General features: G+C 71.2%; 19 protein-coding genes. 12 read left to right on the forward strand and 7 right to left on the reverse strand.

Annotated elements, in window-relative coordinates; all coding sequences use genetic code 11:
• Positions 1-123: 123 nt before the first annotated feature.
• Positions 124-933, reverse strand: a complete 810-nt coding sequence (locus tag OHA73_RS42115; protein WP_327657972.1) for a class I SAM-dependent methyltransferase — start codon at positions 931-933, stop codon at positions 124-126.
• 12 nt (positions 934-945) lie between these two features.
• A complete protein-coding gene (locus OHA73_RS42120; protein WP_327657973.1) occupies positions 946-1389 on the reverse strand; it encodes a hypothetical protein in 444 nt (147 codons plus the stop codon).
• Positions 1390-1697: 308 nt separating this feature from the next.
• On the opposite strand from OHA73_RS42120, the gene gdhA reads away from it, so the two are divergent.
• The 4 genes from gdhA to OHA73_RS42140 all read left to right on the forward strand — a co-directional run bounded on the left by gdhA (position 1698) and on the right by OHA73_RS42140 (position 7498).
• Positions 1698-3053: an NADP-specific glutamate dehydrogenase gene (gdhA, locus tag OHA73_RS42125; protein ID WP_266724340.1), complete on the forward strand. Its 1356-nt coding sequence runs from the start codon at positions 1698-1700 to the stop codon at positions 3051-3053.
• Between the two features lie 157 nt (positions 3054-3210).
• Entirely contained in the window at positions 3211-3651 is a 441-nt protein-coding gene (locus OHA73_RS42130; RefSeq protein ID WP_327657974.1) for a spore germination protein GerW family protein, read from the forward strand.
• Between the two features lies 1 nt (position 3652).
• Positions 3653-4996 carry a cytochrome P450 gene (locus OHA73_RS42135; protein ID WP_327657975.1) on the forward strand — a complete coding sequence of 448 codons (1344 nt, stop codon included), beginning with the start codon at positions 3653-3655 and terminating at the stop codon, positions 4994-4996.
• A gap of 132 nt (positions 4997-5128) precedes the next feature.
• Positions 5129-7498, forward strand: a complete 2370-nt coding sequence (locus tag OHA73_RS42140; protein WP_327657976.1) for a PP2C family protein-serine/threonine phosphatase — start codon at positions 5129-5131, stop codon at positions 7496-7498.
• 24 nt (positions 7499-7522) lie between these two features.
• Here OHA73_RS42140 and OHA73_RS42145 read toward each other — a convergent pair whose 3' ends face one another.
• Positions 7523-9424, reverse strand: a complete 1902-nt coding sequence (locus OHA73_RS42145; protein ID WP_327657977.1) for an ATP-binding protein — start codon at positions 9422-9424, stop codon at positions 7523-7525.
• A gap of 272 nt (positions 9425-9696) precedes the next feature.
• Entirely contained in the window at positions 9697-9930 is a 234-nt protein-coding gene (locus tag OHA73_RS42150) for a hypothetical protein (RefSeq protein WP_327657978.1), read from the reverse strand.
• 299 nt (positions 9931-10229) lie between these two features.
• On the opposite strand from OHA73_RS42150, the gene OHA73_RS42155 reads away from it, so the two are divergent.
• The 8 genes from OHA73_RS42155 (at position 10230) to OHA73_RS42190 (ending at position 20980) form a co-directional block, all read left to right on the forward strand.
• Positions 10230-11333: a LacI family DNA-binding transcriptional regulator gene (locus OHA73_RS42155; protein ID WP_327657979.1), complete on the forward strand. Its 1104-nt coding sequence runs from the start codon at positions 10230-10232 to the stop codon at positions 11331-11333.
• A 115-nt stretch (positions 11334-11448) separates the two neighbouring features.
• A complete protein-coding gene (locus OHA73_RS42160; RefSeq protein ID WP_327657980.1) occupies positions 11449-13137 on the forward strand; it encodes an ABC transporter substrate-binding protein in 1689 nt (562 codons plus the stop codon).
• Positions 13138-13142: 5 nt separating this feature from the next.
• Positions 13143-14216, forward strand: coding sequence for an ABC transporter permease (locus tag OHA73_RS42165; RefSeq protein ID WP_327657981.1), 1074 nt, complete (start codon positions 13143-13145; stop codon positions 14214-14216).
• Positions 14213-15184 carry an ABC transporter permease gene (locus OHA73_RS42170; RefSeq protein ID WP_266724354.1) on the forward strand — a complete coding sequence of 324 codons (972 nt, stop codon included), beginning with the start codon at positions 14213-14215 and terminating at the stop codon, positions 15182-15184. Before OHA73_RS42165 ends, OHA73_RS42170 begins: the two co-directional genes overlap by 4 nt.
• Positions 15181-16218, forward strand: a complete 1038-nt coding sequence (locus tag OHA73_RS42175) for an ABC transporter ATP-binding protein (RefSeq protein WP_266724356.1) — start codon at positions 15181-15183, stop codon at positions 16216-16218. Before OHA73_RS42170 ends, OHA73_RS42175 begins: the two co-directional genes overlap by 4 nt.
• Positions 16205-17230 carry an ABC transporter ATP-binding protein gene (locus tag OHA73_RS42180; protein ID WP_443063184.1) on the forward strand — a complete coding sequence of 342 codons (1026 nt, stop codon included), beginning with the start codon at positions 16205-16207 and terminating at the stop codon, positions 17228-17230. Before OHA73_RS42175 ends, OHA73_RS42180 begins: the two co-directional genes overlap by 14 nt.
• Before the next feature lie 37 nt (positions 17231-17267).
• Positions 17268-18551, forward strand: a complete 1284-nt coding sequence (locus tag OHA73_RS42185) for an alpha-L-fucosidase (protein WP_327657982.1) — start codon at positions 17268-17270, stop codon at positions 18549-18551.
• A gap of 14 nt (positions 18552-18565) precedes the next feature.
• Entirely contained in the window at positions 18566-20980 is a 2415-nt protein-coding gene (locus OHA73_RS42190) for a glycoside hydrolase family 2 protein (protein ID WP_327657983.1), read from the forward strand.
• A gap of 56 nt (positions 20981-21036) precedes the next feature.
• On the opposite strand, the gene OHA73_RS42195 is transcribed toward OHA73_RS42190, so the two are convergent.
• The 3 genes from OHA73_RS42195 to OHA73_RS42205 all read right to left on the reverse strand — a co-directional run bounded on the left by OHA73_RS42195 (position 21037) and on the right by OHA73_RS42205 (position 26924).
• The gene (locus tag OHA73_RS42195; protein ID WP_327657984.1) at positions 21037-22080 is read right to left on the reverse strand and encodes a 3-oxoacyl-ACP synthase III family protein; all 1044 of its coding nucleotides are present in this window, start codon (positions 22078-22080) and stop codon (positions 21037-21039) included.
• On the reverse strand, positions 22077-23945 hold the full coding sequence (locus OHA73_RS42200; protein ID WP_266724361.1) for a ThiF family adenylyltransferase: 1869 nt from the start codon (positions 23943-23945) through the stop codon (positions 22077-22079). Before OHA73_RS42200 ends, OHA73_RS42195 begins: the two co-directional genes overlap by 4 nt.
• 369 nt (positions 23946-24314) lie before the next feature.
• Positions 24315-26924: a flavin-containing monooxygenase gene (locus OHA73_RS42205; RefSeq protein ID WP_327657985.1), complete on the reverse strand. Its 2610-nt coding sequence runs from the start codon at positions 26922-26924 to the stop codon at positions 24315-24317.
• Positions 26925-26937: the final 13 nt, after the last annotated feature.

Genomic DNA, 26937 nt, shown 5'->3' on the forward strand with positions numbered 1-26937 from the left:
GTACCTGTCGCCTGATGAGCGTACGGGGGAGTGCACACCCCGCGGCCGGCCTCTTCCCCTCCGGTCGGCCCCGCTTCCTCGAACCAGCGGGGCCGGCCGCTCCCTTCGCGCCCGCGTGCGACGTCAGGCCCGACCGTGTGCCAGCAACGCCGTGTGCGGCAGGTGCAGTACGCCGCCCGGTCCGGCGAACTCGGCGGCCAGCGTCTCGAATCGGCCCCTGATCTCGGCGACGACCGCCGGGCTCTGGCTCGTCACCACCTGGCCGATGGTGGCCACCCCGGCGGCCGGTCCGCTCCACCACTCCTCGACCGTGGTGCGGTGGTCCCAGTCCAAGGTGTCGCACACGACATCCGCCAGGCCCGCCTCGCCCAGCAGCGCGGCGAAGCCCTGCCGGGTACGGGCGAAGTCGTCGTCGGGGGCGAGGGCCGGCAGGTGATCCGGACGGGTGGCGCCCGCCGCCCGGACGGCGCGGCCCAGCAGGGACTGGCCGGCGGCCGCGGGGACCGGCCAGATGGTGACGGCCATCCGGCCGCCGGGACGTGTCACCCTTCGGAGCTCTGCCAGGGCCGCGCGCGGCCGGCCCACGTGGTTGAGGACGAAGTTGCCGACCACGGAGTCGAATGCGGCGTCGGCGAAGGGGAGTTGGGGCAGGGCGGCGAGGCGTACGTCCGCTGCCGGTGCCGCCGCCGCGGCGCGGGCGACCATGCCCGGTTCGGCGTCCACCGCCGATACCTTCGCGCCACGCTCACAGGCGCGTACGGCGGCGGTACCAGGGCCCGTTCCGGCATCCAGGACCCGCATGCCGTCCTCGACTCCCGCGGCGTCGAGGAGTTCGGGAACGGGATGTGCGCAGAGCTTCGCGAAGCTCGCCGCGTAGGCGTCGGCGCGCCCCGCCCAGGTCTGTCGCTCGGATGTGTCGAACGGTGTGTGCACGACGCGTTCCCTTCAGCGGGTCAACGGATCGTCGCCCAGCGTGGTCCGCGGGGTTGGAGCCGGGGTGATCGTGCGGTACGCGGCGCGGGCGTGGGTCACGCGGGCCCACAGGGTGCCGACGAGGGTGGCGGTCAGGAGGCAGGTCAGCCAGAGCGTGTCGCGGTGGCCGATCCAGTTGAGGGTGCCCGCGGGCGGTATCGCGAAGCCGTTGAGGAACAGCCAGCACAGCACGGCGGTGCCGGGCGCCGCGGTGAATCTGGCGCAGAAGCCGAGGCCCGCGGCGAGCAGGGCGAGCGCGGTGAGCGCGAGCCACGGGCGGCCCGGTCCGAGGAACGTGTTGATGAGCGCCACGAGCAGCAGAGCGGTGCCGCCGGTCACCGCCCACACCAGCGGCGTGGCGACGGGCCGGGGGACGGGACGCGGTCCGGTGCTCTGGATGGACACCCACTTGATCACGCGCACGCTTCCTTCCGGCCGGGTTCGGACGCCAGGGTTCGTATTCTCTCCCACCGCTCCGCGCGGCCGGAAGTCCCGTCCCGGATGATCGGAATGGTGCGTTCCGTGCTATTTATGCAGGTCGGTTGTGCGTATGTGTCGGCCCTTGCCGTCCGGAATTCGGATGGCCACTGGTCAAGGGGTTTACATGCGCGTAACACTTACCCTGTCCCACGCACGGCAATGGCGCCGAGCGCTCATCGAACGACCGGACCCGAGCGAGCCGCACCCGCAGGGAGATGGCGACTGCCGAGCCCGAAAGGCTTTCAGTGACGACGCGATCCAACACGCAGGACATCCTCGGCAACCTCCTTGCCGAGATCGAAAAGCGAAACCCCGCGCAGCCCGAGTTCCACCAGGCCGTGCACGAGGTCCTCGAGACTCTCGCGCCGGTGCTCCAGGCCCGCCCCGAGTACGCCGAGGCCGCCATTGTGGAGCGGCTGTGCGAGCCCGAGCGGCAGGTCATGTTCCGGGTGCCGTGGCAGGACGACCGCGGCCGGGTCCACGTCAACCGCGGGTTCCGCGTCGAGTTCAACAGTGCGCTCGGCCCGTACAAGGGCGGCCTGCGCTTCCACTCGTCGGTCAACCTCGGTGTCATCAAGTTCCTGGGCTTCGAGCAGATCTTCAAGAACGCGCTGACCGGACTCGGGATCGGCGGCGGCAAGGGCGGCAGCGACTTCGACCCGCACGGGCGCAGCGACGCCGAAGTCATGCGGTTCTGCCAGTCGTTCATGACGGAGCTGTACCGCCACATCGGCGAGCACACCGACGTTCCGGCCGGTGACATCGGCGTGGGCGGCCGCGAGATCGGCTACCTCTTCGGCCAGTACCGGCGCATCACCAACCGCTGGGAGTCGGTCCTCACCGGCAAGGGGCAGGGCTGGGGCGGCTCCCTGATCCGCCCGGAGGCGACCGGCTACGGCAACGTCCTGTTCGCCGAGGCGATGCTGCGCGAGCGCGGCGAGGACTTCGAAGGGCAGACGGTCGTCGTGTCGGGCTCCGGCAACGTCGCCATCTACACCATCGACAAGCTGCACGCCCTCGGTGCGAACCCGGTCACCTGCTCGGACTCCTCCGGGTACGTCGTGGACGAGAAGGGCATCGACCTCGAACTGCTCAAGCAGATCAAGGAGGTTGAGCGCGGCCGTGTCGACGCGTACGCCGAACGCCGCGGCTCCTCCGCCCGGTTCGTGCCCGGCGGACGCGTCTGGGACGTCGCCGGTGACGTGGCGCTGCCGTCGGCCACGCAGAACGAGCTGGACGAGAACGACGCCGCGGCCCTCATCCGCAACGGCGTCAAGGCGGTGTCCGAGGGCGCGAACATGCCGACGACGCCCGAGGCCGTGCACCTGCTCCAGAAGGCGGGCGTCGCCTTCGGCCCCGGCAAGGCGGCCAACGCGGGCGGCGTCGCCGTCAGCGCGCTGGAGATGGCGCAGAACCACGCCCGTACGTCGTGGTCCGCGCAGCGGGTCGAGGACGAGCTGGCGCACATCATGAAGGACATCCACGCCACCTGCCACGAGACCGCCGAGCGCTACGGCGCCCCCGGCGACTACGTGACGGGCGCGAACATCGCGGGCTTCGAACGGGTCGCCGACGCGATGCTGGCGCAGGGCGTCATCTGACCCCGAGCGGCAGTGAGTTGTAGAGGGTGGGGCGGCGCGCGCCGCCCCACCTTCCTTTCCTGCATGGCCAGTTGGTCCGGCACGGCGGTGGCGGACCGGATGCCTCCGGCCTAGCGTGAAGTGCTCCGCCCCGGAACACACGCCAGGGAGGCACCGCATGACCAGTCAGGACCGACAGACCGTGGCCGGCTCGTCGGCCGAGCTCGGCGCCGCCCACGCATCCGCCGCGCTGCTGGAACGGCTGGCCGACAAGCTCGGCGGCCGGGCCTCCGTCGCCGCCGTCTTCGGCGAGCCGGTCTTCCGGGAGGGCATCACCGTCGTCCCGGTCGCCCAGGTCGGCTTCGGTTTCGGTGGCGGCGCCGGGCGTGAGAAGGCGGGGGACAAGGACGGGGAAGGCGGGGGAGGCGGAGGCGGTGCAGGAGCCAAGCCGCTCGGCTTCATCGAGATCAAGGACGGGACCGCCACTTACAAGCCGATCCGTGACCCGTGGGTGGACGTGGCCCTGCCGCTCGCCACGCTGCTGGTCGGCGTCGTCGGGACCAGGGTGCTGCGCGCGGTGGCGAAGTCCCGGTCGGCTCGGCGCGACAAGGCGGAGTGACGTGACGGTCGAAGGGGTCGAGGCGCGGGCCATTCCGGCTCAGAGGCGTGATGATCGCGGTCTGCCCTGGGTCGGGCAGCTCTTCGCGTACTCCAAGGATCCGGTCGCGTTCTACCGGCGGGGCTGGGAGCGGTACGGGCCGGTCGCCCCGTTCCACGTGTTGGGCAAGAACTCGGCGATGCTGCTCGGTCCCGACGCCTGCGGCGAGGCGCTGCTGAACAAGGACAAGGCGTTCGCCAACGAGCCGGCGTGGGCGCAGCTCGTCGGGCCCTTCTTCCATCGCGGGCTGATGCTCATCGACTTCGACGAGCACAAGGCGCACCGCCGGATCATGCAACAGGCCTTCACCCGCGAGCGGTTGGCGGCGTACACCCGGCGCCTCCACCCCGCGATCGAGCACGGCATGGCGGGCTGGGAGGAGAACGCGGAGTTCCCCTCGTACTGGAAGCTGAAGCAGCTCACGCTCGACATCGCGGCCGACCTCTTCATGGGTGGCGCGAAGGACACGGGCCAGGCCGAGATGGACCGGGTCAACAAGGCATTCATCGCCTGCGTCCAGGCCGCCGCGGGCGTCGTACGCGCCGATGTGCCGTTCACCCGGTGGGGCAAGGCGTACCGCGGACGCAAGGTGCTCGAGGGGTTCCTGCGCCACTACCTCCCGGCGAAGCGCGCCGAGCAGACCGACGACATCTTCTCGGTCCTCTGCCATATCGAGACGGAGGACGGCGAGCGGTTCACCGACGACGACGTCGTCAACCACATGATCTTCCTGATGATGGCGGCGCACGACACCTCGACCGTCACCACCTCCACGATCCTGCAACACCTCGGCCAGCACCCCGACTGGCAGGAACGCTGCCGCGCGGAGGCGCTCGCGCTGGGCCCCGCGCCGTCGATGGCCGAGCTCGAGGGCATGGAGTCGATGGACCTGGTGATGCGAGAGGCGCTGCGACTGCGGGCGCCGGTCCCGACGCTGGTGCGGTACGCGGTCAAGGACACGACGATCCAGGGCGTGCGCATCCCCGCCGGCACGGACGTCCTCGTGGGCGTCCAGTTCAGCCACCTCATGGACGAGTACTGGACGAACCCCACGGCCTTCGACCCGGACCGATTCGGCCCCGACCGCCGGGAGGACCGCTCGCACCGGTACGCCTGGGAGCCCTTCGGCGGCGGCGTGCACAAGTGCATCGGCCTGTACTTCGCCGGCCTGGAGATCAAGGCGATCATGCACCGCATACTGCGCGCCCACCGCTGGACGGTCGACCCCGCCTACGAGCCGCCGATGGACTACCACTCCCTGCCGTTCCCCAAGGACGGCCTGCCGATCGCATTGACCGGACGCTGACCCGTCCGGTTACCTCCCTGTTGTCTGTAAAGTTCCTTTAGGGACTTTCGGTCCTTACAAAGGTCATATGTGATCCCCGACGATTGTCCCTGAAGGACCACGCGGAAGGGGGAAACCCAGGGAGGTCAGTACATGGTCGGCACCGGTGCGCCCGGCGGCGGCGCGAGAGCGGCTGCCAGGTATGCGGCGGACGGCACACGGAGCCCGACACGCGTGGTCGGGCTCCTGCTCGCCGCAGTGGCGGCCCTGTACGTGGTGGCGCCCGCGGTGCACTCGGCCGCCGTCCCCCTGGTCCACGCCGAGCTCGGCCTCGGCACGGGCCACGAGGTCGTCGCCCGCGTCGTGGGCTCGTCCCTGGCACTGCTCACCCTGGTCGTCGCGGGACGGGCCGGTGACCTGCGGGGCCGACGCTCCGTAATGATCCTGGCCCTGGCGGGGCTCGCCGCCGGCTGCGCGCTCCTCGCCGTCGCGTTCGACGGCTGGTCGTACGTGTTCGGGCGGATCGTCGTCGCCGTGGCTCTGGCCGCGGTCTTCGTCAGCTGCCTCGCCTTTCTGCCGACCGTGTTCCTGCCCGGCCGGATGCGCAAGGTGATGGGCGGCTGGCTGGCCGCGATGTCCGTGGGCTTCGTGCTCGCCGTGAACCTGGCGCCGCGGGCGGCGTCCACCACCGGGTGGCGCGTCGCCATGGCCGCGATGACCGTCGCGGCCGTCGCGGCGCTCTTACTGGTGCACCGCTACGTACCCGAATCCTCCGCGGCGACCCGGCATCCGATGCCGGACCGGCCGCGTGCCGCCTGCCTGATCGCCTTCGGCGTCCTCGCCCCCGCGGCGCTGCAGCTCGCCCCCGTGTGGGGGTGGGCGGACCCGCGCGTGGGCCTGCTGCTGCTCGCCGCCACGGTCGCCCTCGTCCTCGCGCGGCTGCGCTGCCCCGGCCTGTCGGTGGCGTCCCGCGGGCGCCCGGCGCTGATGCCGGGAGCGCTGCGGGCGGGCGCGCTGATCGCGGGCCTCGCGCTCGGCTTCACCCAGGTCGTGCTCGCCATGGCCCTCCCGTCGCTCGCGGCCGAGAGGGGTGGCGGTCCGGGGTCCGCGGCGTTCGTCATCTCGGGCTTCGGCGTCGGCGGCGCGGCGAGCTGTCTGCTGGTGCGGCGCCGCGCGATCGAGCCGGTGACGGGGTCCTCGCTCGGTCTGCCGCTCGCCGCGCTCGGCCTGGTCCTGCTGCACGCCGGACTGAACGTGCACGCCTACCCGGTGGCGGGCGACTTCGCCGTCGTGGCGCTGATCGGATTCGGCGTCATGCTGGCGGCCGCACCGCAGATGGCGCGCTACCTCGCCGCCCTTCCCCGTACCTACCTCGGCACCAGCGCGGCCCTGCTGCCCGGCGCCATCCTCCTGGGCACGGCCGCCGCGCAGTCCCTGCCCTACACGTCCGCCATCGACAGCGCCCCGCTGCCCTCCGAGGCGCGCCAGCTGCTGCGCGTCGGCACGATCGTGCTCGCCGTGGCCGCGCTGCTGCTCGGCCGTGTCGCGGTCTCCGTGGCGGTGGCCTGCGCCGCGGGACTGCAGTATCTGCTGACGCGTACGGGCATCGGCGACGCCGGCACCCTGATCGTCGCGCTCGCCTTCGGGGCCGCCGCCGGCGCCGTCGTCTGGTCACGGCGGGAGCAGCGCGACCGGCTGACCCGGATGAGCCAGACCGCGAGCACCCTGCAGCACGCCGTGCTGCACCCCATACCCGAGGACCTGGGCCGGCTGCACCTGGCGAGCCTGTACCGGCCCGCCACCGCGGACACCGGCATAGGCGGCGACTTCATCGAGGCCCTGCACACCCCGTTCGGCACCCGCATCCTCATCGGCGACGTACGCGGCAAGGGGCTGCAGGCGGTGCAGACCGTCACCGACCTGCTGGGCTGTTTCCGCAGCCAGGCGTTCGAGACGGAGGAGCTCGGGGAGCTCGCCGCGCGCCTCGACCGGCAGGTGCTGCGCGCCGCCGCCACGCGCGGGGACGAGGAGCTGTTCGCGACGGCACTGCTGCTGGAGCACGACGGCCCGGGGCAGGACGCCTGCGACCTGCACGTCGTCAACTGCGGCCACCTCACCCCGCTGGAGGTCACGCCCGCAGGCGTCACGGAGTTCGACGTCCCGACCCTGCTGCCCCTGGGCTTCGGCACACTCGGCTCCGGCGCCCCGCTCACCCCGCACACGGTGCGCCTGGGCGCCGGCGCGACGCTCGTGGCCCACACCGACGGTCTGAGCGAGGCCCGGAACCCGACCGGCGAGTTCTACCCCCTCACCGAGGGCCTGACCCGGGCGCCGTACGGCACCCCCGAGCACCTCGTCTGCCACCTCGACGCCGGCGTCCGCGACTGGACCCACCACCTGGCCGACGACATCGCGATCATCGCGCTGCGCCCGGCGGAGACGTCCCTTGCCACAGCGGAACTGGGCGCCCCACGGAACGGGGAGACGCGGGACCCCGCAGGGCGGTTCAACGGGACGGTGTGACCCCCTGGTCCGCAGCGTGCCAGGTCACCCGGACAACCCCGGAATGATCGGCTCCGGGGTGGCCTGCCCGGTGCGCAGGACCGTGAGGAGGGAGCGCAGCGCGGCGTGGGCCTGCGGTGCGCAGGTGGCGGAGTCGGCGTCGGACACCGCGCGGTGGGCGCGCGTCCAGGCTCTGGCGGCGCGGCCGTTGTGATGGTCGACGAGGGCCAGGGCGTAGCGGGCGCGCATGCTGGACCACACGTCGTCGCGCAGCCCGGGCTGGGCGAGGGCGGCGAGGGCCGCGCGGTGGGCGGCGCGCGGCTCGGTGTCGCGCCGGGCGAAGGCGAGGGCCGCGAGGTAGACGGCGCGGCCCGGCCCGCCGGTGGAGTGGTCGGGGGTGAGGACGCAGGCCTGCTCGAAGAGGTCCCCGGCCTGGAGGGGGTCGCCGAGGGTGAGGGCGATGAGGCCGTGGACATGGGCGATGCGGGCGAGCAGGGTGTCGTCGCCGTCGAGGACGGCACCGGGCCAGATCCGGTCGAGCAGGGTGAGGGCGGTGTCCGGGTCGGTGCGCGCGGCGAGCCATGCGGCGAGCCAGGCCGCGGGGGCCGCCGAGGGGTGGTCGTCGGGGCAGCGTGCCAGGAGCTGGAGGAGATAGCGCAGCCCGGCCGCGGCGTGGCCCGTGACCCACCAGAACCACAGGCGGGTCGCTGCCTCCAGGGCGGCGACGGTGACCTCGGGCCGGGGGTCGGTGAGCGCGTACCGCAGGATGGCGTTGAGGTTGTGCTGCTCGTCGGCCACCAGGCGTAGGGCCTGTGTCTGATGACCGTGCTCCCACAGGTGTTCCGCGAGGTGGACGACCCGTCGGCAGTGCCCGGCCCGGCGTTCGACGGCGATGTCCAGCTCGCCGGCCTCGGTGAGCCGGCGCTCGCCGAACTCCCTTACGGCCGGGGGCATGCGATAGCGCGGCTCGCCGGGGCCGTGCGGGTCGTTCTCGTGCTGGAGCAGGCCGAGCGAGGCCAACTGGGTCAGCAGGCCCGGCACTTGGTGCGGGGCGATCTCGCCACCGGTGCACAGCAGAACAGCCGCCGCCTCGCCGAACGACCCGGCCAGAATGCTGGCCCGGCTCCACACCATCCGCATCCAGGGGGAGCACAGCGTGTGCACGGCCCCGACGGCCTCCTCGACGGAACGGTGCCGCCGCAGCCGCGGCCGGGGGCTGTGCAGCCAGGACTGCCCGTGCTCCACGAGCTCGGCCAGGTCGTGCAGGGAGTACGACCTCAGCTGGGCGGCGGCGAGTTCGATCGCCAGGGGCAGTCCGTCGAGGGTGTGGCAGACGGCCTCGACGCGTTCGAGGGTGGCCGGGTCGCGGTGCCGCAGCGCGCCACCGGCCGTGGCCAGGAACAGGCGCGCGGCGGGCGAGGGGGAGCCGTCGTCCTCGGGCTCGGTGGGGAGCGGGCCGAGCCGGAGCACCGCTTCGTCGCCGAGCCCGAGGGGGCGGCGGGCGGTGATCAGGACCTGGAGTGTCGGGTGGCGGAGCAGCTGCCGCTGGACCACGCCGACACACTCGTCATGGACCGGGTCGATGTCGTCCAGGAACAGCAGGACCCGGGGGCCCGCCCGCCGTCCTGCGGGCGGGCCGTCCGGCGAGAGCGGGGTGCTGAGCAGCGCCTGCCGCACGGCGTTGCGGAAGTCCCCCGGCCGGCCGGACGCCTCCGGCCAGGACACCCGCACGACCTGCCGCCGGGACGGCCGGGACCGCTGAGCGGCGACGTCGCTCAGCAGGCTCTTGCCGACCCCGACGGGGCCGGTGACGGTGACGAGCCGGTGGCCCGCCAACAGGCTCCGTAGTTGGGTCAGTTCCGCCTCTCGCCCGATGAGGGAGTCGTCGGCCCTGCTGTCCGCGACGAGCCTGAGAAGCGTGCCGACCTCGCCGTCTTGCTTGCGCACCTTGTGTCCTTTGCGGCTTCGATGAATGGAACGAAGGGTGGTGAGCGAAGATCAGCAGAATCGTTACTGTCGCGACTCCCAGCAGCTTCAACGCCGGTGGCGCGCCCCGGTAGTGCGCGTGGGCGCAGGCGTACCCGCAGGGCAGACAATTCGGATGCACCGGCTGACGGAATCCATGAAAAACACCCACCTGAGGCACATTTCACGCGCTTCTGCGCACAGGAACTCCACATAGAGACGCCCGGTCAGGACGTCCACCCCGCCGTGACGGGTCAGGGCTCCCGGCCGTTGAACACGTCATTGCGCAGCAGCTGTTCGGCGCACCAGCGGAAGTGGCCGTCGTCGTCGCCCATGTCGAACAGGTCGTAGGTGGTCAGGGCGTACGCCGCCTGGTAGGCGCTCAAGGTGGCGGGCGCGTAGCCGAGTTCGTCGGCGAACAGCCGGGTGAGTTCCTCGGTGTGGGCCGCCGCGTGCGGGCCGCACGGGGCGACCGGGGGCGTCCACATGGATGTTGGGCGGTGTCGAGCAGGTGTTGGCGGAGGGCGGACGCGTGTCTTTGGGTGTCTCGCCCGGCCATTCCGCCGTATTCACCGCTCATCCATGTCAAATCACTCTTCATGGCGGCTTGTTGCGTCGATCAGCACAGCAAATACAGGGCTCATAGCGGCAATTGGTGCACGACCTGTTGCCCCCGGGGCTTCAGCGCTTTAGCGTTCTCGCACTCAACCGCTTGAGTTCAGGGCAGTTGGGTTTCGGGCCGTCCCGTTCGGGGGCGGCTTGCCGGTAGGCGTGGCAGGAGAATTCCATGCGCCGTACTCCCTCCAGACGCTCGACCCTGAAAGACATCGCCGAAGAGGCGCGCGTGTCCGAGTCCGCCGTGTCCCTGGCGCTCAACGGGCGGCCCGGTGTCTCGTCGGCCACCCGTCGGCGGGTGCGCGAGGTCGCGGACCGGCTCGGGTGGCAACCGAGCGCGGCTGCACGGGCGTTGACCGGTGACAGCACCGCCACGGTGGGCCTCGTCCTGGCCCGCCCCGCGCATGCCCTGGGTGCGGAGTTCTTCTTCCTGCAGCTGGTGTCCGGGATCCAGGAGGCGCTCGCCGTGCGGAGTATCGGGCTGCTCTTCCTCGTGGTCCCCGATCTGGACGCCGAGTGTGCCGCCTACCGCCGCTGGTGGGCCGAGCGCCGCGTCGACGGTGTGCTCGTCGTCGACCCGAGGGACGGCGACCCGCGCCCGGCGCTGCTCGACGAGCTCGGCCTGCCCGCCGTCTTCGTCGGCCCCGTACCGCGGAGCGAGGACGGCTCGGGGCACCCGGGCATCTCCAGCGTGTGGGCCTCGGACACCCTGGCGATGGCCGGCATCGTCCAGCACCTGCACGGCCTCGGGCACCGCCGCATCGTGCACATCGCGGGGCTGCCCCATCTCGCCCACACCCAGCGGCGGATCCGCTCCCTGCGGGACGAGGCGGAGCGGCTCGGGCTCGACCCCGCCGACGTACGCAGCATCCCCACCGACTACTCCCGGCAGCAGGGCGTCGAGGCCACCCGCCAGGTGCTCGACACACCTGCGCCGCGGCGGCCCACGGCGATCGTCTACGACACCGATGTGATGGCCGTCGCCGGGCTCGGCGTCGCCGCCTCGCTCGGCATCGAGGTGCCGGGCGCGCTGACGCTCGTCGCCTGGGACGAGTCCGTGCTCACGGGCTCCACCCACCCGCCGCTGACCGCCCTGGTGCGTGACACCCCGGCCTTCGGGCGGCACGCAGCCGAGGAGCTGCTCGCGCTGATCGACGGCGGGCCCGCGCGCACCGTCGAGGACGAGACCCCGCGCCTCGTCCCGCGTGGCAGCAGCGGCCCGGCCCCCGCGGACCGCGGCCGCGCCCCCACCGGACGTGCCCCCACCCCCGGCTGATCCACGTACTCGACGACCCACAGCCGCGCTCTGACAACGATGTCCAACGTGTGCCGCTCCACCCCACCCCCCGCGCGATGTCCCCCGTCCCCGACACCCCTCCGGAGAGCCTCCGATGAACCCGAAGCTCCGCGTGACCCCGAAGTCCCGACCCACCTCCGCGCGTACCGGCGTCCGTGTCGCCGCCGTCGGCGCCGCGGTGCTCTCGCTCGCCCTGGCCGGCTGTTCGGCCGCGCCGACCCCGGCGGGCGGCTCCGCCGGTGGCGGCGCGCTCACCACGAACCTCGGCTTCGCGGGCACCACCATCAACCGCAACTTCAACCCGTTCGCACTCAAGCCCACGCAGGGCACGTTCGGGTTCCAGTACGAGGCGCTCTTCGACTTCAACATCCTTGAGGGCGGCAAGTTCACGCCCTGGCTGGCTAAGAAGTACGAGTGGGCCGACGGCGGCAAGAAGATCACCATCCACCTCGACGAGCGGGCCAACTGGAGCGACGGCTCCAAGCTCACCGCCGACGACGTGGTGTTCACCCTGAACTACGTGAAGAAGAACAAGCTGCCCCCGACCTGGGCCTTCGACTTCTCCAAGGCCTCCGCGCCGGACGACCACACCGTAGAGATCACCTTCGACAAGCCCGCCTACTCCAAGATCGACAGCATCGGCGGGACCACCCCGGTGCCCGAGAAGATCTGGAAGAAGAAGGACGGCGCGAAGGACACCAACCCGAACCCGGTCGGCTCGGGCCCGTACAAGCTCAAGCAGTACACACCGCAGCAGCTCACCTTCGAGGCCCGCGACAACTACTGGAAGCAGAAGAACGTCCCGGTCAAGACCGTGAAGGCGCCCATCGTCACCCAGGCGTCCGAGGTGCCCAAGCTGCTCAGCGGGGAGCTCGACTGGAGCGGCGCCGTCGTGCCCGACGTCAAGAAGCAGTACATCGACAAGGACCCGAAGAACCACCACGCCTGGTATCCCACCTACGGCGGCCAGTTCCTGTTCTTCAACCACACCAAGAAGCCGTTCGACGACGTCCACGTCCGCAAGGCACTCTCGCTGGCCGTCGACCGCAGCCAGCTCCTGAACGTGACCAACCCGGGGATGTTCAACACCCTCAATCTCACGGGTCTCGACTCGAAGACCCAGGGCAAGTGGATCGCCGACGAGTACAAGGATGCCGAGCAGCCCAAGGCCGAACTCACCAAGGCGCTCGCCGAGTTCAAGAAGGCCGGCTACACGAAGAAGAACGGCAAGCTGGTCGACGGCGGCGGCAAGCAGCTCAGCTTCTCCATCATGGAGGTGCAGGAGTGGGGCGACGCCGTGCAGTTCGACAAGGTCGTCGCCTCGCAGCTGCAGAAGGCGGGCGTCGACGTCGAGGTGAAGCCGATCGCGGCCGCGCAGATCGACGCCAAGCGCAAGTCCGGTGACTTCGACGTCACGATCGGCGGCGGGATCTACTACTCCACGCCGTACAACTTCTTCAAGGACATGCTCTACAGCGAGAACGCCGGCATCTGGACCAACTACGGCCACTACAAGAGCAAGAAGGCCGACGCGCTGCTCAAGGACATGGCGAGCGCCAACGACGACGCGACCATCAAGAAGTACTCGGCCGAGTTCGAGAAGATCATGGTCGACGACGTGCCCGCCGCGCCGCTGATCACGATCGGTGTCTCCTCCGAGTACAACAGCAAGAACTGGACCGGCTGGCCGAGCGCGAAGAAGCCCTACGCCCAGCCCGCCCCCTGGGGCGGTGGCGTCGACGCCATGAGCATCCTGCTCAACCTGCGCCCGGCGAAGGGCTGATGGACATGGCCACCGCACCCGTCCTCACCCCCGCCGCCGCAGAGGCCCCGCCACCCGCCCGGCGCACGGCGGCCGGTCGGCTCGGCGCCGCCCGCTACTTCCTGCGGCGCCTCGGCTTCTACCTCGGCGCCGCCGCCGTCGCCGTCACCCTCAACTTCCTCATCCCGCGCCTGATGCCGGGCGACCCCGCCTCCGCGCTCATCTCCCAGATGCAGCAGAAGCAGAACCTGTCCGCCGAGCAAGTGACCAGCATCTACCGGCTGTTCGGCGCGCCCGGCGCCCCGCTGTGGGACCAGTACGTCACGTACCTCGGCCAGATCGCCCACTTCGACTTCGGCGCGTCCGTCGCCTACTACCCGACGCCCGTGTGGGAAGTGATCCGCTCCGGGCTCCCCTGGACGATCGGACTCGTCGGCCTGACCGCCGTGCTCGCGTTCGTCATCGGCACCTCGATGGGCGTTCTCGCGGGCTCCCGCGTCGGATCGCGCTTCGACTCCTTCATCACGCCCGCCTCGATGTTCCTCGGCGCGCTGCCCTTCTTCTGGGTCGCGCTGCTGCTGGTCATGGCGTTCGGCGTGCAGCTCAACTGGCTGCCGATCAGCGGCGCGTACGACGGTGACATGGCGGTCGCCTTCAACGGCCCGTTCCTGGCGAGCGTCGTGACACACGGCATCCTGCCCGCCATCACGATGGTCGTCGCCTCGTTCGGCGGCTGGCTCGTCGGCATGCGCAACATGATGGTGACCACCGTCTCCGAGGACTACGTGCTCCTGGCCCGCGCCAAGGGCCTGTCCAAGGCCCGCGTGATGTTCCAGTACGCCGCCCGCAACGCGGTCCTTCCCAGCGTCGCCGGCTTCGCCCTCACCATTGGCTCCGCCGTCAGCGGCCAGATCCTCGTCGAGATCGTCTTCTCGTACCCCGGCGTCGGCTATCTGCTCTACCAGGCCGTTTCCAGCGTCGACTACCCGCTGATGCAGGCCCTGTTCCTGATCGTCTCGCTCACCGTGCTCGCCGCGAACTTCATCGCGGACTCCGTGTACGGACTGATCGACCCGCGCGCGAGGGAGACCCGCTCATGACGAAGTCGGTACGCGCCCGGCGGCGGCTGCCGAAGCTGCCCGGGAACATCAAGGTCCGCGTCGGGATCGCGATCATCGTGTGTTTCGCCCTGCTCGCGGTGCTCGGCCCGTTCGTCGTCGAGAACCTGATGGGGCTCTCACCCACCGACGTCGACACCAGCGGCTCCATGCAGCCGCCCTCCGGGGCCCACCTGCTGGGCACCACGGCCAACGGCGAGGACGTCTTCGCGCAGCTCGTCGTCGGCAGCCGTGTCTCGCTGCTCGTCGGGCTCGTCGCGGGCGTCGTCACCACGGTGCTCTCGGTCCTGGTCGGGGTCGCGGGCGGCTACCTCGGCGGGCGGGCGGACTCGTTCCTGACCGTCGCCACCAACATCTTCCTCGTCATCCCCGGCATGCCGCTCCTGATCATCGTGGCGAGCTATGTGCAGGGGCGCGGCGGCTGGCTCACCGTGGCCCTCGTCATCGGCCTCACCGCGTGGCCGTGGGCCGCCCGGCAGAAGCGGGCGCAGACACTGTCGCTGAGGCACCGGGACTTCGTGGCCGCCGCCGAGATGACCGGCGAGAGCCGCTGGGGTGTCATCACCCGCGAACTCATCCCGTCCCTCGCGCCGCTGATCTCCGTGAGCTTCCTCGGCGCCGTCGTCGGCTCGATGTTCGCGGACGCGGGCCTCTCCTTCATGGGCCTCGGCAACATCAACATCACCAGCTGGGGCTCGATGCTGTACTGGGCGCAGAACGGCTCCGCGCTCACCCGCGGCGCCTGGTGGTGGTTCGTCCCGCCGGGCGCGTGCATCGCCCTCGTCGGCGTCGCCGCGGGGCTCGTCAACTTCGGCATCGACGAGGTGTCCAACCCCCGTCTGCGCAAGCCCTCCAAGCAGGTACGGATGCGGGCCCGCGCCGCCCGCCTCGGCGCGGCGGACACCGCCGTGCCCGCCCAGGCCACGCCCGTGAAGGAGGCCACCTCATGAGCCCGACCCCCGGCGCTCCGCTGCTGACCGTCCGCGATCTGCACGTCGACTACTTCGACCAGGACAACCCCGTGCACGCCGTCCGCGGCGTCGACCTCACGCTGCGCCGCGGCGAGACCCTCGGCATCGTCGGCGAGAGCGGTTGCGGAAAGTCCACGCTGGTCACCGCCATGACCCGCCTGGAGCGGCCGCCGGCCGTGACCACCGCGGGCTCGGTGATCCTGCACGGCCACGACGGCGCCGACAACACCGACATCCTGCGCCTGACCGAGCGTCAACTGGCCGCGCTGCGCTGGGAGAAGATCGCGATCGTCTTCCAGAGCGCGATGAACGCCCTCAACCCGGTCCTCCGGCTCGGCACCCAGTTCGCCGACGTCCTCCGCAAGCACCGCGGCCTGTCGAAGAAGGAGGCCTGGGAGCGGGCGGGGGAGCTGCTCGGCATGGTCGGCATCCCCGCGGACCGGCTGCGGAGCTACGCGCACGAGCTGTCCGGCGGCATGCGCCAGCGCGCCACGATCGCCCTCGCGCTCGCCTGCGAACCGGACCTTGTCGTCATGGACGAGCCGACGACGGCCGTCGACGTCGTCATGCAGCGCCAAATCCTGCGCCAAGTTGCACGTCTGAAGCGCGAGTTGGGCTTCTCGGTCGTCTTCATCACCCACGACCTGTCGCTGCTCATCGAGATCGCCGACCGGATCGCCGTGATGTACGCGGGCAAGATCGTGGAGACGGGGCCACCGCGCCGCCTCTACGAGGACCCGCAGCACCCGTACACCACCGCACTGCGCGGCGCCTTCCCTCCGCTGCACGGCGAACGACGCGAGATCACCGGCATCCCCGGCTCGCCGCCCGGACTGCGCACCCCGCCGCCGGGGTGCTCCTTCCACCCGCGCTGCGCGCACCGGATGGACGCCTGCGACCGCGAGGAGCCGGTCCTGCTGCAACTCGGTGACGCCGGCGATGTCGCCTGCCACCTCCACCGGCACCCCGCCACGACGACCCCGGAAGCCGAGGACCGCCATGCCCGCACCTGAAGTCACCCTCCCGGTACCGGTGTTGGAGGCCCGCGAGGTCGTCAAGCGCTTCCCGATGCACGGACCGGGCGGCCACGGCAAGGAGGTCAAGGCCGTCGAGCCGACCTCGCTCGCCCTGCATAAGGGCCGCATCACCGCGCTCGTCGGCGAGTCCGGCAGCGGAAAGTCGACGCTCGCCCGGATGCTCGCGCTCGCCTACCCGCCCACCGAGGGCGAGATCCGGCTCGACGGCGACGTCGTCAAGAAGGCCCGGACGGCGAAGGCGAAGCGCGCGTACTACCGCCAGGTCCAGATGATCTTCCAGGACCCGTTCTCCTCGCTCAGCCCGGTCCACAAGATCCGCTACATCCTCAGCCGCCCCCTCAAACTGCACGGCCTCGCGTCGGGCGCCGAGGACACGGAGCGCCAGATCCTCCAGCTCCTCGAACGCGTCAACCTCACACCGGCCGACCAGTTCATCGACAAGTTCCCCTACGAGCTCTCCGGCGGCCAGCGCCAGCGCATCGCCATCGCCCGCGCGCTCGCCGCCCGCCCCAAGGTGCTCCTCGGCGACGAACCGATCTCCATGCTGGACGTCTCCATCCGCCTGGACATCCTCAACCTGCTCGGAAAACTCCGCGACGACGAGGGCCTGGCGATCCTCTACATCACCCACGACATCGCCAGCGCCCGCTACTTCGCCGACGAGATCAAGGTCCTGTACGCGGGTCAGCTCGTGGAGTCCGGACCCGGCGACGAGATCGTGGCCAACCCTCAACACCCCTACACCAGGCTTCTGTTGGACTCGGCCCCCGACCCCGACCGTGGCGGCTTCCTCGACGAACCGGACGTCGCCGACGACGAAGAGACCCTCGGTGAACCCCCGAGCCTCGTCGACCCGCCCTCCGGCTGCCGCTTCCGCACCCGCTGTCCCCTCGCGAAGCCGGTCTGCGCCACGGCCTTCCCGGCCAGGACCCAGGTCGACGAGAGCCACTGGGTGCACTGCTGGGCGCAGGACGAGCAGTACGCCTGAGCCCGCGACGCCCCGTACCATCCCGAAAGGACCCGCGTTGCAATCCGACGCCCCCATCGGGGCGATCGCTCCGATCGCCCCGACACCGCACCAACTCGCCTGGCAGCGCAGCAACACCGGCGCCTTCTTCCACTTCGGCATCAACACCTTCCACGGCCAGGAATGGAGCGACGGCGCCCTCCCGGCGTCGTCCTTCGACCCCACCGACCTCGACACCGAGCAGTGGGTCGAGACCGCCCGCGCCGCCGGGGCCCGCTACGCGATCATCACCGCGAAACACCACGACGGCTTCTGCCTGTGGCCCACGAAAACCACCGACTACTCCGTCGCCTCGTCGCCGTGGAAGGACGGGAAGGGCGATGTCGTCGGCGAACTGGCGGCGGCCTGCCGGGCGGCCGGGATCGGCTTCGGGGTGTACCTCTCCCCGTGGGACCGTCACGCGCCCGAGTACGCCGACCCGGCCGCGTACACCGAGCTCTACACCGAGCAGATCCGCGAACTGTGCACCTGGTACGGGCCGTTGATGGAGCTGTGGTTCGACGGCGCGGGCTCGGACGGCTACGAGTACGACTGGACCGCCATCATGGCCGTCGCCCGCAAGCACCAGCCGGACGCCATGGTGTTCAACATGGGTGACCCGACGATCCGCTGGGTCGGCAACGAGGACGGGCTCGCGGCCGACCCCGTCGAGTACGTCGTCGACCACACGCAGATGAGCAACTACACGGTCGTCACCGCCGAGTTCGCCGAGGCGCTCTACCTGCCGCCGGAGTGCGACGTGTCGATCCGGCGCGGCTGGTTCTGGCACCCGGACGACGAGCCCAAGTCCCTGGAGCACCTGCTCGCCATCCACTACCGCTCCGTGGGCCTCGGCGCGAACCTCCTGCTCAACCTGCCGCCCGACACACGCGGCCGGATTCCGGACGCCGATGCCGCGCGAGTGGCGGAGTTCGGCGCCGAGGTCACACGCCGCTTCGGGGCACCGGCCGCCACTGCCGAGCTGGCCCACGGGGACACCTGGACGGCTTCCTTCGGGGGCCCGGTCACCTTCGACCACATCCGGCTGCGCGAGGACCTCACCGAAGGGCAGCGCGTCGTACGCCATGTGGTGCGGGCCGGCGACCGCGTCCTCGCCGAGGGACTCACTGTGGGCGCAGGACGCATCCACCTCACCGAGCCGGTGACGGCCGCCGAGCTGACCGTCGAAGTCGTGGGCGACGGCGCGGTGTTGGAGTCCGTAGAGGTCTTCGAGACGGGAGTGCGGGAGCTGCCGCAGGTTCCCGAGGGATACCGGGCGCCGACGGATCGGCCGGACGAATGAGAGGGCAAGGGAACGTGGAACTGACGGGTGAGGGCTGGAAGCTGCGCGGCACCGGTGAAATCGGTGACATCGAGGTGCCGGCGGTCGTGCCGGGATGCGCACACACCGACCTGATGCGGGCCGGGGTCATCCCGGACCCGTTCCTCGGCACGAACGAGGCGGAGGCGCAGTGGGTCGGGCTCACGGACTGGGAGTACAGCAGAGCCTTCGACTTGTCTGCCCAGCCCGATGGCTCACGCGTGCACCTCGTCCTCGACGGGCTCCAGACGGTCGCGACGGTCCTCGTCAACGGCACCGAGGTCGGCAACACCCGCAACATGCACCGCCGTTACCGCTTCGACGTGACCGACGCCGTACGGCCCGGGACGAACGAGCTGGCCGTCCCCTTCGCCTCCTCCGCGCAGGCGATGCTGGACGCGGCCGGCGACGACCCGCTGCCGTACGACTGGACGTACCCCTACAACGAACTGCGCACGATGGCCTGCGAGGGCGGCTGGGACTGGGGCCCGACGCTCGTCACGGCGGGGATCTGGCGGGACGTACGCCTTGAGGTGTGGGACACGGCCCGCGCGGACGTCGATGTCACCACGACCCTGGACGAGGACCTGTGGCGCGGAACGCTCGTCGTGGGCCTCGACGTGGAGGGCGGCCCGTGCGAGGCCGAGGTGGTCGTCGCGGGACACGCGGAGCGCTTCCCGATCTCCTCAACGGGGCGCCAAAAGCTGTCTGTTGACGTCCCGAGCCCCGACGTCTGGTGGCCGCGCGGTTACGGCGCACCCACGCAGCACGACGCGACCGTACGACTGCTGGACGCGACCGGCAGGACCCTCCAGGAGACCCACCACCGCGTCGGCTTCCGGCACATCGCCATCGACACGACGCCCGACGAGCACGGCCGCGCGTTCACCCTGCGGGTCAACGGCCGCCCGGTGTTCTGCAAGGGCGCCAACTGGATCCCCGACGACCTCTTCGTCTCACGGATGACGCCCGCCCGGTACGAGGAACGTATCGACCAGGCGTGCGCGGCGAACATGAACACCCTGCGCGTCTGGGGCGGTGGCATCTACGAGGACGAGGCCTTCTACGCGGCGTGCGACGAGCGCGGCGTCCTGGTCTGGCAGGACTTCATGTTCGCGTGCGCCGCTTACCCCGAGGAGGAGCCGCTGCGGTCGGAGGTCGCGGCCGAGGCGGACGACGTCGTCCGACGCCTCGCGGCGCACCCGAGCGTCGTCGTCTGGAACGGCGCCAACGAGAACCTGCTCGGCCACGAGGACTGGGGCTGGCGCGCGCAGATCCGGGACCGCACCTGGGGCGAGGGCTACTACCGCGAGCTGCTCCCGGCCGCCGTCGAGGCCCACGCGCCCGGCGCCGTGTACGTCGTGAACAGCCCCGTGGCGAGCGAGCCCGGCGTCCACCCGCAGGTGCCCGGCGACGGCCCGACCCACCTCTGGGACACCTGGAACCTCCTCGACTACGCCCACTACCGGGACCAGATCCCGCGCTTCGCAGCCGAGTTCGGCTGGCAGGCCCCGGCGACCCGGGCCACGCTGACCGAGGCGCTCGGGGCGCTGCCCGACCGGCCCGACGACCCGGCCCTCCTGGCACACCAGAAGCAACCCGGCGGCGAGCGCAACCTCGTGGACCGCCTGAAGGGCCGCTTCCCCGCCCCGGACCGCATCGCGGCGGACACCGACCGCTGGCACCTGGCCACCAGCCTCAACCAGGCCCACGCCCTGCGCACCGCCGTCGAACACCACCGCTCGTGGTGGCCGCGCACGGCCGGCTCCCTGATCTGGCAGCTCAACGACGTCTGGCCCGCCCTGTCCTGGTCCCTGATCGACCACGGCGGCCGCCCCAAACCCGCCTGGTACGCGGTGCGCGGCGCCTTCGCGGACCGCCTCGTGACGCTCCAGCCGCGGGAGGCGGGCCTCAGCGCCGTCCTCGTCAACGACACGGACGAGCCGTGGACGGGTGAGCTGGCACTCCGCCGCGTCCACGTCACGGACGGCGAAGTGGCCCGCACGGAAGGGGAGTTCATCGTTCCCGCGCGCACGGTCCTCGCCCTCCCCGTGGGCCCGCGGATCACCCAGGCGGGCCGGCGCCGCGAGGAACTGGTGGTCGCGGAGACCGAGGGAGCCGACCGCGCCGTCCACGCCTTCGTACGCGACGACGGCGTCCGCTGGCCCGCCCCCGACGTCAAGTACTCCGTTGAGCGGAAGCAGGACCACGCGCTCGTCCACCTCACGGCGGGAGTCGCACTCGGTGACGTGATCGTCGAGGCGCCCGGCATGCGCGCGGACACGGCGCTCCTGACGCTGCTGCCGGGGGAGAGCGGGACGGTCGTGCTGCGGCCGGAGCGGGAGGGTGCCCGGCTACCCGGGGAGGACGCGGTTTCCCTGCATACGCGGAACGGCTTCTTCCACGACTGACGGTTCCGTACGGCGCGCTTCCCGGCACCGAGGTGACGGGAAGCGCGCCGTGCCGGTCAGGCCTGGCGCAGGCAGAGCGCTCCCCACTGGAATCCGGCGCCGATCGCCGACATCACGAAGGTGTCCCCGGGCTTGAGGCGCCCCGCGGAGACCGTGTGGTGCAGGGCCGTGAACATGCCGGCGGCACCGGTGTTCCCGAGCCGGTCCAGGGTGATCGGGGCCTTGGACGGATCGATGCCGAGGGCGGTCGTCGCCTCGCGCAGGATGTTCAGGTTGGCCTGGTGGAGGAAGAAGTGGTCGACGGAGCCCACGGTCAGGCCGGCGCGGCGGACCGAGGCCTCGATGCACTCCGGGATTCGAGTGGTGGCCGTCTCCCACACCGCGCGGCCGTCCATCTCGACGTAGTGGGCGCCCTCGGCGACGGTGGCAGGGGAGGTGGGCATGCGGGAGCCGCCGGCCCGGACCTGGACGTCGTAGGTGAGCTGAGAGCCCAGGTCGTAGGAGAGAAGCCCGGCGCCCGGGGTGTCGGTCCGGGTGAGGACTGCGGCCGCGGCCGCGTCCCCGAAGAAGACGCCGGCGGTGCGGTCCTGGGGATGGGTGATCCGGGAGGCGCAGTCGGCGGCGACGAGCAGCACCGTACGGATGGAACGGTTCTGTAGCAGGTGCGCCGCGGTGAGCAGGGCCTGTACGCCGGACGCGCAGGCGGCCTGGGAGAAGTCCAGCGGAAGCGCGCGGTGTGCGCCGAGTGCGTCCTTGACGATCAGCGCGGTGGACGGGAACGGCATGTCGCCGGTGTAGCTGGCGACGATCACGACGTCGATGGCGGACGCTTCGACGCCTGCCGCGGACAGCGCGGGGCGGGCGGCCGCGAGCGCCATGTCGGAGGTGGCCAACTCGGGTGCGAGACGCCGCCGTTCACGGATGCCGGTGCGGGTCGTGATCCATTCGTCGGAGGTGTCCAGGACCTCGGCCAGCATGGCGTTGGTGATCACCGTCGGGGGGAGGTGCAGGCCGGTCCCGGCCACGGAGAACGGGACGGGCAGGCCGTCCCCGGTCTGATGGCACAGCTGCGGTTGTTCCACGTGGGCGAGGGTGGTCATCGGACGGTGCTCCGATCCGGAGCGAGCAGGGCGTCGAAGTCGGTGTAGTAGCGGCCGGAGGCGAGCGGCCGGCCGAGGAGGACACGCCGGGCGGCGTCGGCGGTGAGTGCTCCGCCGAGCGCGACCCCGCTGGCCAGCTGGGGCCAGGAGCTGTACGCGGTGCCGATCAGCGGGATGGCCGCGGCGAGGTCGGGGCTGATCCGGTCGGCGTCGACCATCGCGAGGATGAGGTCGACGGTCTCCTCGAAGGAGAGCTCTCCGGCCACGTCGGCCGCGCACGTGGCGCCCAACCGGCCGTGCAGCAGCGGCCGTTCGGGCTCGAGGTCGAAGCGCTCGACGTCGAGCAGACCGCGGTCGTTGGCGTCCATCAGGACGGGGACGCCGAGCGCCCGCGCCCGCTCGCGCGCGGCGAGTTTCACGTACGGGGCGTCGCACTCCTCCACCAACAGGTCGATGCCGCCGTCCGCGGTGAAGAACTCCTCCATCACCTCCTCGGTGAGTCCGCCCGGGAAGATCTCGATGTCGAGATAGGGATCGATCTCGTACATCTGACGGGCCGCGAGCACACACTTGTTGACGCCGACATCGTGCGCGGCGGCCCGCAGCCGGTTGAGGTTGGACAGGCTGAGGGTGTCGAAGTCGGCGAGGCGGTACGCGCCGCCGATGCCCTCCATGGCCAGCGTCAGCGCGCTCGCCGAGCCGACCGAGAGGCCGATGACGCCGATCCGGCGGTCGAGGAGGCGCCGCTGCTCGGGCCGGTCGATCTTGCCCCGGTTGCGGTCGGTGCGCACCATGCGGAACTCGGGCGCGGGCAGCACGTGCACCAGGCGTCCGGACCACGGATGGAAGAACCAGCTCCCGTACTCCCAGGGCTCGGCGCCGTCCAGCTGCCGCTCGCGGGCGGCGGCCAGTTCGGCCGGGTCGTCGTAACGGGGCCCGGGCTCACGGCTGCGCACCAGCTCGGCGATCTGCTGCTCGATGGTGTCGTGCACCTCGCGGACCCGGCCGGAGGCGAGCAGGGCACGCAACTCCCCGGGCTCGTCGACGGGTTCGGGCCTCCAGGATCGGCGGTCGGGGGCGTGTTCCGTGCGGGCCGAGGCGAGGGCGGCCGCCAGGGTCGCGGGCGCCTCCTCGCGCATCGCTGGCAGGTCCAGACGTACCGTTTCGGCGTCCACGACCAGCTGCGGGAAGAGATCGGTGTACTCGGCGACCAGGTCTGAGTAGTCACCGGCCGCATCCCCGATCCGGCACATGAGCAGCACCACGTCCTCGGTGTAGTGCTCGACGTACCGCCGCGTTCCGGCCACCGGACGGAAACCGAACCGGGCGTGGAAGGCGTCCTGCCCGTCCTTCGTCCCGGACGTGCCCACCATCGCCTTCGCGCCCAGGTGCCGCGCGGCGGCCAGCGCGAGCGCGTTGAGCTGGACGCCCAGGCCCAGCTTGCGGGCGTGGTGCTCGACGACGAGCCGGCTGTGCTCGTACGTCTCGCCCGTGCCGAGACCGCTGTCCAGGAGCAGCCGCGCGTACGCCTCCGCGCCCAGGTACTCGCGGGACTGGAAACGCTCCCCGGTGTCGGGCGTGGACAGCCGGACGTACCCGAGCGGCGGGCCCTCGGCGGTGCGCCGCCCGACGAAGTGCCAGGCACCGAAGTCCAGGTGCTGGTCGTCCACATGGTCGCCCGAGGTGGTGCGGAAGTCCGGACGGCGGCCGTTGTCGTACAGGATCCGGGCGCGCAGTTCGCGCACCCGGTCCACGAGTGCGGTGCCGGTGGGGCGGCGGGCGCCGTCGGCGGGCACCCGGAAGGCGGTGAGGTGCCAGGGGCGGGAGGGCGCGGCGGAGCGACGGCCGAGAAGGTCGGCGTTCATCGGTGAGGGGTCCTCCGAGAGGAGCAAATGTGACGGTGTGTGCATGCAGTGAGCGGACAGTGAACGTTCGCTATTGCGTGATCGTCGCAGAGGCCGTTGCGTGAAGGGTGTCCTGCGTGTGGAGGCCACCTTGTTGGGTGTGGCTGTTCGCGATGAAGGCGCAGGTCAGCGGCGGGAGTGGAGGGGGTGGCCCGGTTCGGGTCCGAGGAAGACACCTTGCCGGAAGAGGTAGTTGACGGTGGCCGCGGTTGACGTGGTTCGGCCGATCGAGTAGCCGCCCCGACGCGGTGGTCTGCCTCGGGGGAGCACACACCAGTGGGGCACCCGGCGAACTCCGCCGACTGCCCCACTGGTGTGTCACCGGCACCCTCACCCGTTCACATGCCGCCCGAGCGCCCCGATGAAGTCACGGAAGTACGCCTGGGTCACGCGGGCGTCCGGCACCATGTCGTACGCGTGGAACGCCCCCGGATACACGTGCAGTTCGGTCGGTACCCCGGCGCGGATCAGGCGCGTGGCGTACGTGACGTCCTCCTCCAGGAAGAGGTCGAGCGCGCCGACGCTGAGGTAGGTGGGTGGCAGGCCCGCGACCGACTCGACGCGGGCCGCGGCGGCGTAGGGGGAGACGTCGCTCCCGCCGGGCTCATGGCCGAGGAGGGACGTCCAGCCGAAGCGGTTGTCGGCCGGGGTCCAGATGAACTCGCCCGCGTGCGGGTGGGCGTCGACCGTGCTGGAGGTGCGGTCGTCGAGCATCGGATAGATGAGGAGCTGGAACGAGACGGGTATCTCGCCCCGGTCGCGGGCCAGGAGCGTGAGGGCCGCGGCGAGCCCGCCACCGGCGCTCGCGCCCCCGATCACGATGCGTTCGCGGTCGACGCCGAGTTCGGCGGCCTGGTCGTGCACCCAGCGCAGGGCGGCGTAGCAGTCGTGCACCTGCCCGGGCGCCCGGGTCTCGGGGGCGAGCCGGTAGTCGACCGAGACGATCTGGACGCCGGTCTCGGTGGCGATCCGTCGGCACAGGAGCTCGTCGGCGTCGGCGGCGCCGAGTACGTAGCCGCCGCCGTGGATCCATACGAGGGCGGAAGTGGTGGACGTGGTGCGGGACTTGGGCTCGTAGTGGAGGACGCGGACCTCGGGGTCGTCGTCCTCAAAGCCTGGTACCCGCCGCTCGGTCGTGGTGATGTCCGGGAAGAGCGCCTGCGGGTCGGGGGCGTCCGGCGCTCGGGGGACCTCGCGGACCAACGGCAGCACCTCCGGGCTCAGTTGCAGCGGCGGGAAGACGTCCAGGATCGGCGCGATCTCGGGGTCGACCAGGTGGCGGGTCCCGGCCGCCGGACGGGGGCGTGCGGTGCGGGTGAGGGCGAAGCCGCGATAGCCGTCCTCGGCGACCTCGTCGCAGATGTCCCGGTAGGGGCCGACCCCGCCGACGTACGGCATGAAGATGCGGGGCTTTCCGGGGACGTTGGCGCCCATGTACCAGGACGCGGCCCGCGGGTAGAGGGTCGCCTGCGCCGCCTCGTTGACGTGGTCGACCCACTTGTCCTGGGCGTCGCGATCGGCCTCGATCCGGACGACGCCGGTGCGGCGCGCGTGGTCGATCGCGTCGGTGATCCAGTCCACGTGCTGCTCGATGGAGACGATCATGTTACTGAGGACCGATGGGCTCCCCGGCGCGGTGATCATGAACAAGTTGGGGAAACCGGCCGACGCGACCCCGAGGTACGTGCGTGGCCCGGCGGCCCACTCCTCGCGCAACGGGACACCGTCGAGGCCGCGGATGTCGAGCGCGTCGAGCGGCCCGGTCATGGCGTCGTACCCGGTGGCGAAGACGATGGCGTCCACGGTGTGATCGACGCCGCCGACCCGGAGGCCGTGGGGTGTGATGCGCTCGATCGCCTTGTCACCCAGGCCGACCAGGGTCACGTTGTCGCGGTTGTACGTCGCGAAGTAGCCGGTGTCGACGCAGATGCGCTTGGTGCCGATGGGGTGGTTCGTCGGGCAGAGGAGTTCGGCGACGGCCGGGTCGTCGACGATGGCGCGGATGCGGTCGCGTACGTAGTCGGCCGAGACTTGGTTGGCCGACTCGTCGATCGAGGTGTCCTCGAAGGCACCCATGAAGGTCGTGCCGCCATGGGCCCAGCGCTGGTCGAGTTCGGCGGTGCGGCGGGCCTCGTCGAGGTCGAGCGCGTTGCCCAGCGGTGGCGGCACGACGACTCCGGAGGCCGAGGCGCGGGCCTCGGCGCGCAGCTCGCGGTAGCCGGCCTTCACGCGACGCTGCTCGTCGGGCTCGAGCGGCCTGTTGTTCGCTGGTACGGAGAAGTTCGGGGTGCGCTGGAAGACGGTGACGTGCGCGGCCTGCTCGGCGATCACCGGGATGGCCTGGATGCCGGAGGATCCCGTGCCGATGACGGCGACGTGCCGCCCGCTGAAGTCGACGCCCTCGTGCGGCCAGCGGCCGGTGTGGAACGTGGGCCCGGTGAAGGAGTCGAGGCCCGCGAAGTCCGGGACGCGGGAGGCGGACAGACAGCCGACGGCCGTGACGAGGTACGAGGCGCTCGCCCGGCGCCCGTCCTCCAGCGTCACGGTCCAGGTATCGGCCCCCGCGTCGTAATCGGCGCCCCGCACCGAGGTGTTGAACTCGATGTCCCCGCGCAGATCGAAGCGGTCGGCGACGTGGTCGGCGTAGCGGAGGATCTCGGGCTGGGACGGGTAGCGCTCGGTCCACTCCCACTCCTGCTGCAATTCCTCGGAGAAGGAGTACGAGTAGTACATCGACTCGACGTCGCACCGGGCGCCCGGATACCGGTTCCAGTACCAGGTGCCGCCCACGCCGCCACCGCGCTCAAAGACCCGCACCCGCAGGCCGAGATCGTCGCGGAGCCGGTGCAGGAGATACATGCCGGCGAAACCGGCTCCGATGACGATGGCGTCGTACTGAGTGGTCCGAGGGGTCCGATCGGTGTTCGGCGTCTGCTGCATGGGCGTCACCACT

The sequence above is a fragment of the Streptomyces sp. NBC_00483 genome, from assembly GCF_036013745.1.
In the GTDB taxonomy this organism is placed as follows: domain Bacteria; phylum Actinomycetota; class Actinomycetes; order Streptomycetales; family Streptomycetaceae; genus Streptomyces.